We start from the raw sequence: 12,270 nt of genomic DNA on the forward strand, positions 1-12,270 counted from the left end.
AGTGGATATGTCGGTAATCAACGGATCAAGGCACCCAGCCCATCGAGCAACCGCTGCAAAGCCCCTTGATTGGCCCGCATTACCGCCCTGCCCACCTCGCCCATGCGCTGCGCGTCCTGCGGCAACTCGACCAGCCGCCGCACCGCTTCAGCCAGCCCATCGGCATCGTCCACCTGCTGCAACGCCCCCGCCTCGCGCAGCATCGCGCTGATTTCGAGGAAGTTGAACACATGCGGCCCCATCAGCACCGGCAAGGCCAGCGCCGCGGGCTCCAGCGGGTTGTGCCCGCCGGTCGCCACCAGGCTGCCACCGACGAAGGCAATGTCGGCCAGGGCATAGAGGAACAGCAGTTCGCCCATGGTATCGCCGAGCAATACGCGAGTCTGCGCATCGACCGGCGCGCCGGCAGAGCGCCGCACGGTGGTGAACTGTTCGCTGCACAGCGTATGCACCGCTGCGAATCGCTCGGGGTGGCGCGGCACCAGGATCAGCAGGGCATCGCCATGCACCTGCAACAACTGCCGATGTGCCTGCAGGATCAACGCATCTTCACCTTCGTGGGTGCTGGCGGCGATCCACACCGGGCGCTGTGCAGCCCCCCACTGTTCACGCAATGCCCTTGCGCGCGGCAACAGTTGCTCATCGATCTTCAGGTCGAACTTGATCGAACCGGTGACCTGCACGCACTCCGGACGCGCGCCCAGGTCACGAAAACGCTGGGCCTCGGTTTCGGTCTGCACGGCAATCAGGCTCATCTCGGCCAGCATCGGCCGGGTCAGCCCGGCAAAGCGCCCATAGCCACGGGCCGAGCGCTCAGACAAGCGTGCGTTGGCCAGCGCTACTGGAATGCCGCGCTTCGCACACTGGTGGATGTGGTTGGGCCACAGCTCGGTTTCCATGATGATGCCCAGCTTCGGCTGCACATGGTCGAGAAAGCGCCCTGCCGCCCAAGGCAGGTCGTAGGGCAGGTAGCAATGCTGCACGCGAGGTTCGTCGGCGAACATGGCGCGAATGCGCTCTGAACCGGTCGGGGTCATGCAGGTAAGGGTGATCGGCAATTCCGGGTAGGCCTTGAGCAAGGCACGCACCATCGGTGCCGCCGCAATGCTCTCGCCCACCGACACCGCGTGCACCCAGATGCCGCCCCGGCGCATGGCCGGCAGGCTGAAGGCAAAGCGCTCGCCAATGCGTTGACCATAGGCCGGCGCCTTGCGCGCACGCAGGTACAGGCGCAGCGCAACCAGCGGCAGGCCCAGGTGAAACAACAAGGTATAGAGAGTTCTGTTCATGGCCGCGGAGTTTACCCGATCGCGCGCAGGTGCACCGCAAAGCGCTCGGCCAGCCACTGCGCGGCAGGCCCCAGTGGCTCGTCGCGGCGCCAGGCCAGTTCCACCACCAAGGCCGGTGGCCGCCATTCGCTGTCCAGCTCGACCATGTGCGCCTGATAGGTCGGATACTGCACCACGTGCCGCGGCAACCAGGCCCAGCCCAGGCCGCGCATCAGCAGTTCGGCCATGGCATAGAAGCTGTCGGCGCGCCATACCTGCGGGCTGATCGCTTCGCCGCCGGGGTAGCCGCTTTGCTGCGGGGCAATCAGCAATTGTCGGTGGCGCGCCAATTGCTGCCGAGTAACCCGGCCTTCGCCGGCAAGCGGGTGGCCGACCGCGCACACCGTGACCATTTCCACACTGCCCAGGGCGCGCCGCTCCAGCGAGGCCGGGATGCTCTCGTGGTGGAAGAACAGGCCAAGATCGGCGCGCCGCTCCACCAGCTTGCGCGCCACATCGCCCTGGGCACCGCTGGCCAACTGCACCTCCAGGAACGGGTAGCGGCTGGCCAGCTCGTCGAGGCTGTCGATGACCGGCTGGTAGGGCATGGCTTCGTCCTGGGCGACCCGCAACAAGGCCTCCTGCCCGCGCATCAGCGCCAACGCACGGCCATCCAGGCGCTCGCACTGGCGCAACAGTTCGCGGGCATCTTCCAGCAGGGCGCTGCCGTTCTCGGTCAGCTTGGGTTGCCGGCCACTGCTGCGCTCGAACAAGGTAACCCCCAGGTCGGTTTCGAGCAGGGCGATCGCGCTGCTGATCGCCGACTGGGCCTTGCGCTGCTCGCGGGCCACGGCAGAGAACGAGCGCAGTTCTGCAACACGCAGGAAGGTACGCAACTGTTCAAGGTTCCACTGCTCGGCCATCGACCTATCTCCAATAGTGATAGGTAATGACTTTACCCCATCCAGGTTACGTCTAGAATGCCCGACCAGTTACCGGAGGATCCCGCCATGAATGCCTACACCTACCTCGCCATCGCCATCTGCGCCGAAGTCATCGCCACCGCTTCCATGAAAGCGGTGAAAGGCTTGAGCACGCCCGTGCCGTTGCTGCTGATGGTGGTTGGCTATGGCATTGCGTTCTGGATGCTGACCCTGGTGGTGCGCAGCATTCCGGTTGGGATCGCCTATGCCATCTGGTCTGGGCTGGGGATTGTACTGATCAGCGTGGCGGCGCTGGTGATCTATGGGCAGAAGCTGGATGTGCCAGCGATGCTGGGGATGGCCATGATCGTGGGTGGGGTGGTGGTAATTCAGCTGTTTTCGAAGACTGCTGGGCATTGAGGCAGCCTGTACAGGCCTCATCGCCGGCAAGCCAGCTCCCACAGAGTTGATACAGGCCGCAGGGTCAACGCCATCCCTGTGGGAGCTGGCTTGCCGGCGATAGGGCCATCACAGGTATACCCTGTATACTTGCCAGCTGTCCCAGTCTTCGAGGTACCGCCATGCCATCCGCCATTTCCACTGACGTGCTGATCGTCGGCGCCGGGGTCGCAGGCCTCTGGCTCAATGCCCGCCTGCGCCGGCTGGGCTACTCGACAGTACTAGTGGAACGCGCCAGCCTTGGCGGCGAGCAGACCATCAAGTCCCAGGGCATCATCCATGGCGGCACCAAGTACGCCCTGCACGGTGCCCTGACCGGCGCCTCGGAAGCCATCGCCGACATGCCGCGACGCTGGCGCGAAGCGCTGAGCGGCAGCGGCGAGCTGGACCTGACCCGCACCCGCCTGCTGTCCGACGCCCACTACCTGTGGTCGCCAGGCACGCTGGCCGGCAACCTCACCAGCTTCTTCGCCAGCAAAGCCGTGCGCGGCCGCGTCGACCAGGTGAAGGGCGAGCAACTGCCACCGGCGCTGCAGGACTGCGCCTTCAAGGGCAAGGTCTATCGCCTGGCCGAACTGGTCATCGACGTACCCAGCCTGCTGGCCAACCTGGCCGAACTGGCAGGCGACAGCCTGCTGGCCGGTGAGCGCATCGAGCCACTGCGCGAGGGCGACGACCTGGTCGGCCTGCGCGTCGACGGGCGCGACATCCGCGCCCAGCGCATCGTGCTCAGCGCCGGCGCCGGCACCGAAGAGCTGCTGCATGCCCTGGGCCTGAACCAGCCAGCCATGCAGACACGCCCGCTACATATGGTGATGGCCAAGGGTGCCAACCTGAAACCGCTTTACGCCCATTGCCTGGGTGGCGGGCCAAAGCCACGGGTGACGGTTACCACCCACCCGGCCGCCGATGGCCAGTGGGTCTGGTACCTGGGCGGCGACCTGGCCGAAGCCGAAGGCGTTGCCCGCGAGCCGGCTGCGCAAATCGCCGCGGCACAGAAAGAAATCGCCAGCCTGCTGCCATGGGTCGACCAGAGCCAGGTGCGCTGGGCCACCCTGCGGGTCAACCGTGCGGAACCGGCGCAGTCGGGCCTGGTACGCCCGGACAACGCCTTCCTCGCCGACCAGCAACGCCTGCTGGTCGGCTGGCCGACCAAGCTGGCCCTGGCACCGGACTTCAGCGACCGGGTCATCAGCCACCTGGAGCGCGACGGTATCCACCCACAGGCGCAGGCCGACCTGGCCGACCTGCCACGCCCACCGCTGGGCGTACCGGCCTGGGAGCAACTGCTGCCATGAGCCTGCCGACCCTGCACGATTTCCATCGCCCCTTGGGCAGCACCGGCTTCAAGGTTTCGCCGCTGGGCCTGGGCACGGTCAAGCTGGGCCGCGACCAGGGCGTGAAGTATCCCACCGGCTTCACCATCCCCGGCGATGACGAAGCCCGCCTGCTGCTGGCCCAGGCCCGCGAACTGGGCATCAACCTGATCGACACCGCCCCGGCCTACGGCCGCAGCGAAGAGCGCCTGGGCCCGCTGCTGCGCGGCCAGCGCGATGAATGGGTGATCGTCAGCAAGGTTGGCGAAGAATTCGACAATGGCCAATCGCACTTCGATTTCAGCGCCGCCCACACCCGCCGCTCGGTGGAGCGCAGCCTGCGGCGCCTGGAAACCGACCGCATCGAGCTGGTGCTGGTGCATTCCGACGGCAACGACCTGGCGATCCTGGAACAGCAGGAGGTCTACCAGACCCTTGCCGAGCTCAAGCAGGAGGGCAAGATCCTCGGCTTCGGCCTGTCCGGCAAGACCGTCGCCGGCGGCCTGAAGGCGCTGGAGCAAGGCGACTGCGCCATGGTCACCTACAACCTCAACGAACAGGCAGAACGCCCGGTGCTGGACTACGCTGCCGAACACGGCAAGGCCATCCTGGTGAAGAAGGCCCTGGCCAGCGGGCATATCTGCCTGGCCCCGGGCGTTGACCCGGTGCAGGCCAGCTTCGAGCTGCTGTTCGCCCACCCGGGCGTCAGCAGTGCTATCGTCGGCACCATCAATCCGTTGCACCTGGCCCACAACGTGGCCACCGTCGCCCGTATCCTGGGCCAGCATTGAGTTGCCCCAGGCCCACGGGCCTGGACTGACCCGACGCAAGGAGGAGCCTCGTGGCGCGAACGCTGATCCGCAAGAACCCGAGCAACTTCAAGACACTGCCGCTGCATGTCGAGGCCACGCCCGAAGGGCTGATCTATCAGAGCATCGGCATGCCGCTGAACTTTGCCCAGATCCAACAACGGCGCAAGGCCATCCAGTTGCCCGACGTGCAGCGCTTCGTGATCGAACTGGCCAACCTGGGCGTGTCGGTACGGCTGACCCTGCATTGGCAGAACCGCGATTATTGGGTGCTGGTACGTCAGCGCCGGCAAGACCGTGGCGATGTGGTGCTGAAACTGATTTCCGGCTATGTGCCGGCGCAGGAGCTGAACCTGCCATTGCACACGGCCGTGCAGGAAGTGGCCGAGGAATGCCTGCTGGAAACCCCGGAAGGCTGGCTGGGCGGGCGTTTCAACGACACCTGGTTGCCGGTGCCCTACGCTGCCGCCCTGCACTACCGCGAAACGCCGCACTTCGTGCTGGCCCCGGAGTCCGGTGCCGCGCGCCCGGTGCACTGCGGCAAGCTGATGCTGCTGGAACGGCCACGGGCGTATGTGCACCTGCCCACCGCCTCGCTGCAACTGATCTACGACATGCGCCTGCAGGTACCCCGGGACGCCAAGAAGCTCAGCCTGTTCCACGTTGATGAGCGGCTGGAGGGCGACCAACTGGTGGCGCGGCTAAACCGCAAACGGCCAGACCTGTACCTGATGCCACTGAAGGACGGCCAGCCACTGGCTGAGCTGTATACCGTGAAGAAGGATGAACTGGTGCCGGCGAGCACACGCGGGCTGTACCTGGCCGAAAGCTTTGCCCGGCAGGAGGGCTGGGTGGTCACGGACGAGCGGGTGCGCTGGAAGGATTGGGTGAAGCAGCAGGGGTTGGTGGAGAACAAGCCGGTGCGGGCATCGCACCTGCAGCGGTTTGGCGACAAGGCGCGGGAACTGCTGGAGCGGGCGCGTACTTCACTGCATAAATGATGATTGGGGCCGCCAGGCGGCCCTTCGCGGGCATGCCCGCTCCCACAGGAGCGGTGTAATCCTCAATCCTGCGCCGTACTTGTGGGAGCGGGCACGCCCGCGAAGGGCTGCACAGCAGCCCCAAAGCATCAGTTCTTGCGAATCTTCTCGACGATCGCCGTGGTCGAGCTGTTCTCGACCAGCCCCAGCACCTTCACGGTACCGCCATAGGCCTTGACGATATCGGCACCCACCACCTGGTCGATGCCATAGTCGCCACCCTTGACCAGCACGTCCGGCTTGACCTGGCTCAGCAGGTTCTCCGGCGTGCCCTCGGGGAAGCTGATGACCCAATCCACTGCCCCCAGCCCGGCCAGTACGGCCATGCGCCGGTCGACGCTGTTGATCGGCCGGCCCGGCCCTTTCAGGCGGCTGACCGAGGCATCGTCGTTGACCGCGACGATCAGGCGATCGCCCTGGGCCCGCGCCTGTTCCAAGTAGGTGACATGCCCGGCATGCAGGATGTCGAAGCAGCCGTTAGTGAAGACGATCTTCTCTTTGTGTGCCCGCGCGTCGTCGATGGCCAGCAGCAGTTGCTCCAGGCCCAGCACGCCGCGCTCGGAGCCTTCCTCACGCTGGATCGCCCGGCGCAGCTCGGGGGCGCTGATCGCGGCCGTACCCAGCTTGCCGACCACGATACCCGCCGCCAGGTTGGCCAGGGCCACCGCGTGGGGCAGGTCCTCGCCGGCAGCGATGGCCGCGGCGAGGGTGGAGATGACGGTATCACCGGCACCGGTCACATCGAACACTTCACGCGCCCGCGCCGGCAGGTGCAGCGCCGGCTGGCCGACGCGCAGCAGGGTCATGCCGTGCTCGCCACGGGTCACCAGCAAGGCGCCAAGGTCCAGGTCCTGCAGCAGTTGCAGGCCCTTGGCGACCAGCTCGGCCTCATCGACGCAACGGCCGACGATGGTCTCGAACTCGCTGAGGTTGGGGGTGATCAGGCTGGCGCCACGGTAGATGGAAAAGTCCTTGCCCTTGGGGTCGGCCAGCACCGGAATGCCCTTGGCCCGCGCCGCCTGGATCAGGCTCTGGTGGTTTTTCAGTGCGCCCTTGCCGTAGTCGGACAGGACCAGCACCTTGACGCCCTCGAGCAGGCTGTCGACCTCTGCGCCCAGCGACAGCGGGTCGGTGGCGAACGGTTCTTCGAAATCGATGCGCAGCAACTGCTGGTGACGGCTCATGACCCGCAGCTTGACGATGGTCGGCTGGTGCGCGATGCGCTGGAACACCGAGCGCACGCCTGCAGCCTGCAGGCTGTTGGCCAGGCTGTCGGCGGCCTCGTCCTGGCCGGTGACGCCAATCAGCGAAGCCGGCGCGCCCAGGGCGGCGATGTTCAAGGCAACGTTGGCCGCGCCGCCGGGGCGATCCTCGATCTGATCGACCTTGACCACCGGGACTGGCGCTTCAGGCGAGATACGCGAAGTACCGCCATGCCAGTAGCGGTCGAGCATGACATCGCCGACCACCAGTACCGGGGCTTGATCGAAACGCGGCATGGACAACTTCATGGGCAACCCATATGGAAATAATGAACAGGGGCAGGATATTAGCACAGGGTAGACGACGGCTTTATGGCCAGATCACCCCAGGAAAATTCCCGTGACAATCGGGGCCGCGATGGCCCCGATCAGCGAGGGGTCAGGTGATATCGGCCTTGGCCGGCTCATCCAGACCCATGGCATGCAGGCGGGCATAATGGCCATTGGCCGCGAGCAGCTCGGCATGGGTGCCGCGCTCGACCAGGCGGCCCTGGTCCATGACCAGGATCTGGTCGGCCTTCTCGATGGTCGACAGGCGGTGGGCGATCACCAGCGTGGTACGGCCCTGCATCACATGGTCCAGGGCAGCCTGGATATGCCGCTCGGACTCGGTATCCAGCGCCGAGGTAGCCTCGTCGAGGATCAGCAGCGGCGCGTTCTTCAGCAGTGCCCGGGCAATGGCCAGGCGCTGGCGCTGGCCGCCGGAGAGCAGCACGCCGTTTTCACCCACTTCGGTATCGAAGCCTTTCGGCAGCCGGTCGATGAACTCCTTGGCGTAGGCATCAGCCGCAGCGGCTTCTATGTCGGCGCGGGGGGCGCCGGCCAGGTCGCCATAGGCGATGTTGTTGGCCACGGTATCGTTGAACAGGGTGACATGCTGGGTCACCTGCGAAACGTGGCGACGCAGGTTGCGCAGGCGATAGCTCTCGATCTCCACGCCATCGAGCAGGATCTGCCCCTGGTCGTGGTGATAGAAGCGCGGAATCAGCGCTGCCAGGGTCGACTTGCCGCTGCCGGAGCGGCCGACCAGTGCAATCATCTGCCCTGGCTCGGCGACGAAGCTGATATCGCTCAGCACCTCACGCTCGGTACCCGGGTAGGTGAAGCTGAGGTTGCGCACTTCCAGGTGCCCTTTCACTCGCTCCTTCTCGACGGTACCGCTGTCCACTTCAGGTGCTTCGTCCAGTTGCTCGAAGATGCTCTCGGCACCGGCCAGGCCCTTCTGGATGGTCGAGCTGACTTCCGAAAGCTGACGAATCGGCTTGGGCAACAGGCCGGCGGCCGTAATGTAAGCCACCAGATCACCGGCAGTGGAATCACCGCGCAGGAACAGCACCAGGAACATCAGCGCGGCCATGGCGGTGTAGATCACCAGTTGCAGCATCGGCGTGTACAGCGAGCCGGTCTTGGTCATTTGCAGCTGCTTGTCGGTGTTGCTCTGGCTGGCCTTGCCGAAACGCTGCTCTTCGTAGGCCTCACCGCCAAAGCTGCGCACCACGCGATAGCCCTGGATGGTTTCCGAGGCAACGTGGGTGACGTCGCCCATGGCCACCTGGATCTTCTTGCTCTGCTTGCGGAATTTCTTGCTGGCGACGCTGACCATTACTGCGATCACCGGCAGGATGGCGACCATCACCAGTGTCAGGTGCCAGTTCATCCACAGCAGATAGCCGAACAGGAAAACCACGGTCAGGCCTTCGCGGATCACCACCTTGATCGCATCGGTGGCGGCACCGGTGACCATGGTCACGTTGAAGGTGATGCGCGAAATCAGATGCCCGGAGTTGTGGTTGTCGAAGTAGCGGTTAGGCAGCACCAGCAGCTTGTTGAACAGTTCCACACGCAGGTCGTGCACCAGGCACAGGGAAACCTTGGCCAGGAAGTAGTTGCCGAGGAACGAGCCCAGGCCCTGCCACGCGGCGATCAGGATGATCAGCAGCGGCACCGCCTGCAGCAGTTGCAGGTCGCGCAGATAGGGGACGTTGGGGAACAACACCGCTTCGGGGTTGCTCAGCCCATCGACGAAATACTTCAGGATCCCGGCCAGCATCGGCTGGGTCGAGGCAAAGATCACGAAACCGATGATGCTCAGCAGGAAAATGCCGACATAGGGTTTCACATAGCTCAGCAGCCGAAAGTAGATCTTCAGGCTGGAGGTGTGTTCCGCCGGTCGCGGTGTTTCGGCCATTATCAAGCTCGCTGTTCAGGTTGAACCGGAAATTTTACCACAGGCGTCATTTTCGGCACTCCCCCATGGCAGCAACATGGCCAGGCCCACAGGCAGCCAGCTGATGAACCATTCGGCACGTGGCGTACCAGTAAGGCTGGCGGCATCGAATTGCATGGCCAGGGTGGAGTACACCCAGAAACCGAGCAGGATCTTGCCGAACAGCGTGCCGCGTGCGCGGACGATTTCGCCCAAGGTATACAACCACACCAATATCCACAGCAGCATGCCAGGCAAGCCCATCTCCACAGCGACATGGGTGAACATATTGTGGGTGTGGTCAAAATGCCTGTTCCCAACAGTCACGTCGTAGGCTGCCCCCAGGCCCAGGCCGCTCCAGGGAGCAGCAGCAATCATGTCGACTACGGCATGGAAGATCTCCGGCCGGTAGGACGAACCGCGGTGGGTGATCAGGTCATAAACGAAATAGAAGGCCAGGCCGGTGGCGATGGCGGCCAGGATGGAAAATACCCGGCTATGACGGTCGCGGAACCAGAGCGGGCCCAGGACCACGGTAAACACCAAGGCCAGCAACGCCCCGCGGCTCTGGCTAAGCATTACGAACACACCCAGACAAGCCAGTGCTGCCAGCCACGCCAACTGCAGGCCACGCTGCTGCGGCGGCTGGTAAACCAGGAAAAGCACTGCCGAACCGATGACATAGGCACCGAGAATAGGGTGCGATATTTCGCCGATGCCCTCCAGGCGGACCAGCCAAGGCTTGCCCTCCAGGCCGTAGAAATGAATGACCGAGATCAGCGCCGCCACCGCCAGCAAGGCACTACCGACCACCAGTAATTGGCGGACACGGGCCAGGCCAAGCTGGGCCAGCAGCGGAAACGCCAAAAGGAACAGCAGGATGTAGAGAAGGCGCTTGGCCTCGCGCCCTGGGTTTTCTGCGCTCGACCAGACCAGGCTGAGCCCGCTCCACACAAGCAGCAACAGCACGCTCCCCCACAAGGCCGGCTGACGCCGCCAGGCCTGCATTATTACTTGCCTTGCGGACCACGCCATTACCAGCGTCGGCAGCCACAGGAACAGCACCAGACCTTGCTGATAGACCTTGTTGCTCGGTGCCAGGGCGATCGCTGACAGGAACCAGACCAGACCAAACCCCAACCAGGCTCGCGCCCAGTTTTTTTGATACAACATCCCTTCCCCCGTTGAATCAAAGACACCATTGAATGGTGCTACAACATTATTTTCGGCATTATTGCCGGTCATTCCGTTCGCCCGACGACAAGGCTCTATTCATGCAATGCTCCCGGCTCCCCCAGGTCGACTTCGATCAGCTGACACAAGGCGCACAGGTGCTTGAGGCAGACAGCCATGGCGCCAAAGTCTACCTGCTCGCGGATGGTAATTTCCTCAAGGTTTTTCGTAGGAAGCGGCTGATTTCATCTGCGCTGCTGCGCCCGTACTCGCAGCGCTTCGTCGATAACGCCGCACGCCTTGCACAACTGGGCATCCCTACACTGGAAGTAATCAGCCAGCACAAGCTCGACCTGCCGGGCCGTACCGCCGTGCTGTACCGCCCGCTGCCAGGGCGCACCTTGCTGCAGATGTCGCGCGATGAAGGTTTCAGCTGGGACACCTACCTGCCGCGCCTGATCGAACTGATCCGTCAACTGCACCGCAGCGGCGTGTACTTCCGCTCGTTGCACCTGGGTAATGTGGTGGTCACCCCCGACCAGCAACTGGGCCTGATCGACGTGGCCGACATGCGCTTCCTGCGCCCGCCACTGTCGGCGCGCATGATTCGGCGGAATGTGCAGCATATGGTGCGCTACATCGAGCGGGAGAACCTGGGCGATCGGTTCCCCCTTGCCGCCTTCGAGGCAGCCCTGCTGGCACGCTGAGTGTCAGCTGCGCAGCAGGCTTTGCGACCCATTGCAGAATGCCTGCCAGGCCTTCTCCGGGGCCAGCGCCTGGCGCTGCCGGGCAGCTACCTCCGCGGCACCGAGTACCGAGCAACGCTCGATTGCCTCGGCCCAGGCATTTTCATTGGCAACGGGCAGGTAGCCACCGGTGTCCTGCAACTGCTCGCGGAACACCTGCAGGTCGCTGCACACCACCGGCACGCCAGCAATGACCGCCTCCTGCACCACCAGCCCCAGGCCTTCGGAGCGCGAAGGCACCAATAGCCAGTCGAACGCCCGGTACAGTTGCTGCAGGTCGTCGCGATGACCACTCAGGTGAACACGCCCGGCCAGGCCCAGCGCGTCGATACGGGCTTGCAGCACCTCACGCAGAGGGCCTTCGCCGATGATTGCCAACTGCAGGCCCGGCTGGTGCGCACTGGCCTTGGCGAACGCCTCGATCAGCATTTCGAAACCTTTGCTTTCCACCAGCCGCCCGACCGCGCCCAGCATTACCCCGGTTACCTGCGGCAACTGCAGGGACTGCCTGGCCGCCTCCCGGTTCAACAACGGCTCGGCGAAAGCCAGCGGGTCGAGGGCCATGCGCAAGGTTTGCACCGGCCTGCCAAGCTCGTGTTCGAGTGACGTTGCAAGCGTCTGCGAAACGGCGGCGATGCTCAGCCGCTCGGCCGGAAACATGCGCAGCAAGCGAATATCCCTGGCACTCAGGCGCGTCTTGCCGTGGAACAGCAGTTTGGCACGCACCTGCGGAACCTGCTGCAACAACGGCAACACCAACCGCGCCACACCGACACCGTCGAGCAGCACGACTTCAGCCTGGGCCTCGTTCAGCGCCTTGCGCAAGCGCATGCGCAACCATGGGCGCAACAGCCGCCAGAAGTGCCGCCCTTTCAGCGCCCGTGACGGCATATGCCACTCCCGGGTCGAACCAAGCCCACAACTGAGCCCGCTACCAAGCAGCAGCCAGTTACTGATCCGGGCATCGGCACCCGCGTGCGACAGTATCTGCCGATGCACCTTGTGGATGGACATGTATGGCGTTCCACCCGCCCACATCATATTGACGATGTTCATGGGCCCTCTCCC

General features: G+C 64.4%; 11 protein-coding genes. 5 read left to right on the plus strand and 6 right to left on the minus strand.

Annotated features, from left to right (window positions below; genetic code table 11):
- Positions 1 to 17: 17 nt before the first annotated feature.
- Both waaA and RYH74_RS00095 read right to left on the minus strand, forming a co-directional pair.
- Positions 18 to 1,289 (minus strand): lipid IV(A) 3-deoxy-D-manno-octulosonic acid transferase, encoded by a 1,272-nt coding sequence (gene waaA / locus RYH74_RS00090; protein WP_286100662.1) that lies wholly within the window; start codon positions 1,287 to 1,289, stop codon positions 18 to 20.
- Between the two features lie 11 nt (positions 1,290 to 1,300).
- Entirely contained in the window at positions 1,301 to 2,191 is an 891-nt protein-coding gene (locus RYH74_RS00095; protein ID WP_025340850.1) for a LysR family transcriptional regulator, read from the minus strand.
- 87 nt (positions 2,192 to 2,278) lie between these two features.
- On the opposite strand from RYH74_RS00095, the gene RYH74_RS00100 reads away from it, so the two are divergent.
- The 4 genes from RYH74_RS00100 to RYH74_RS00115 all read left to right on the plus strand — a co-directional run bounded on the left by RYH74_RS00100 (position 2,279) and on the right by RYH74_RS00115 (position 5,776).
- Entirely contained in the window at positions 2,279 to 2,611 is a 333-nt protein-coding gene (locus RYH74_RS00100; RefSeq protein ID WP_137162525.1) for a DMT family transporter, read from the plus strand.
- 161 nt (positions 2,612 to 2,772) lie between these two features.
- The gene (locus RYH74_RS00105; RefSeq protein WP_075046547.1) at positions 2,773 to 3,948 is read left to right on the plus strand and encodes an NAD(P)/FAD-dependent oxidoreductase; all 1,176 of its coding nucleotides are present in this window, start codon (positions 2,773 to 2,775) and stop codon (positions 3,946 to 3,948) included.
- Positions 3,945 to 4,757, plus strand: a complete 813-nt coding sequence (locus RYH74_RS00110) for an aldo/keto reductase (RefSeq protein ID WP_013974470.1) — start codon at positions 3,945 to 3,947, stop codon at positions 4,755 to 4,757. The genes RYH74_RS00105 and RYH74_RS00110 overlap by 4 nt, the downstream gene beginning before the upstream one ends.
- Positions 4,758 to 4,807: 50 nt before the next feature.
- Positions 4,808 to 5,776 carry a metal ABC transporter ATPase gene (locus RYH74_RS00115; protein ID WP_075046548.1) on the plus strand — a complete coding sequence of 323 codons (969 nt, stop codon included), beginning with the start codon at positions 4,808 to 4,810 and terminating at the stop codon, positions 5,774 to 5,776.
- A gap of 128 nt (positions 5,777 to 5,904) precedes the next feature.
- On the opposite strand, the gene hldE is transcribed toward RYH74_RS00115, so the two are convergent.
- From hldE to RYH74_RS00130, 3 genes are all read right to left on the minus strand, one after another.
- Complete coding sequence (hldE, locus tag RYH74_RS00120) at positions 5,905 to 7,326, minus strand: bifunctional D-glycero-beta-D-manno-heptose-7-phosphate kinase/D-glycero-beta-D-manno-heptose 1-phosphate adenylyltransferase HldE (protein ID WP_025340854.1); 1,422 nt, start codon at positions 7,324 to 7,326, stop codon at positions 5,905 to 5,907.
- 130 nt (positions 7,327 to 7,456) lie between these two features.
- Positions 7,457 to 9,265, minus strand: a complete 1,809-nt coding sequence (msbA, locus tag RYH74_RS00125; RefSeq protein ID WP_075046549.1) for a lipid A export permease/ATP-binding protein MsbA — start codon at positions 9,263 to 9,265, stop codon at positions 7,457 to 7,459.
- Positions 9,266 to 9,280: 15 nt separating this feature from the next.
- Positions 9,281 to 10,456, minus strand: coding sequence for an O-antigen ligase family protein (locus RYH74_RS00130; protein ID WP_286100666.1), 1,176 nt, complete (start codon positions 10,454 to 10,456; stop codon positions 9,281 to 9,283).
- A 101-nt stretch (positions 10,457 to 10,557) separates the two neighbouring features.
- Here RYH74_RS00130 and RYH74_RS00135 point away from each other — a divergent pair, with 101 nt between their 5' ends.
- Entirely contained in the window at positions 10,558 to 11,163 is a 606-nt protein-coding gene (locus RYH74_RS00135) for a toluene tolerance protein Ttg8 (RefSeq protein WP_015272032.1), read from the plus strand.
- A 3-nt stretch (positions 11,164 to 11,166) separates the two neighbouring features.
- Here RYH74_RS00135 and RYH74_RS00140 read toward each other — a convergent pair whose 3' ends face one another.
- Positions 11,167 to 12,258, minus strand: a complete 1,092-nt coding sequence (locus RYH74_RS00140; protein ID WP_317408787.1) for a glycosyltransferase — start codon at positions 12,256 to 12,258, stop codon at positions 11,167 to 11,169.
- Between the last annotated feature and the right edge of the window lie 12 nt (positions 12,259 to 12,270).

Source organism: Pseudomonas sp. LSJ-87, assembly GCF_032971465.1.
Classification (GTDB): Bacteria; Pseudomonadota; Gammaproteobacteria; order Pseudomonadales; family Pseudomonadaceae; genus Aquipseudomonas; species Aquipseudomonas putida_Z.

Bases quoted from the DNA above. Each gene is read 5' to 3' on its own strand.
- RYH74_RS00135 (WP_015272032.1), top strand. From the start codon at position 10,558: ATGCAATGCTCCCGGCTCCCCCAGGTCGACTTCGATCAGCTGACACAA.
- msbA (WP_075046549.1), bottom strand. From the start codon at position 9,265: ATGGCCGAAACACCGCGACCGGCGGAACACACCTCCAGCCTGAAGATC.
- RYH74_RS00100 (WP_137162525.1), top strand. From the start codon at position 2,279: ATGAATGCCTACACCTACCTCGCCATCGCCATCTGCGCCGAAGTCATC.
- RYH74_RS00110 (WP_013974470.1), top strand. From the start codon at position 3,945: ATGAGCCTGCCGACCCTGCACGATTTCCATCGCCCCTTGGGCAGCACC.
- hldE (WP_025340854.1), bottom strand. From the start codon at position 7,326: ATGAAGTTGTCCATGCCGCGTTTCGATCAAGCCCCGGTACTGGTGGTC.
- RYH74_RS00130 (WP_286100666.1), bottom strand. From the start codon at position 10,456: ATGTTGTATCAAAAAAACTGGGCGCGAGCCTGGTTGGGGTTTGGTCTG.
- waaA (WP_286100662.1), bottom strand. From the start codon at position 1,289: ATGAACAGAACTCTCTATACCTTGTTGTTTCACCTGGGCCTGCCGCTG.
- RYH74_RS00105 (WP_075046547.1), top strand. From the start codon at position 2,773: ATGCCATCCGCCATTTCCACTGACGTGCTGATCGTCGGCGCCGGGGTC.
- RYH74_RS00095 (WP_025340850.1), bottom strand. From the start codon at position 2,191: ATGGCCGAGCAGTGGAACCTTGAACAGTTGCGTACCTTCCTGCGTGTT.
- RYH74_RS00140 (WP_317408787.1), bottom strand. From the start codon at position 12,258: ATGAACATCGTCAATATGATGTGGGCGGGTGGAACGCCATACATGTCC.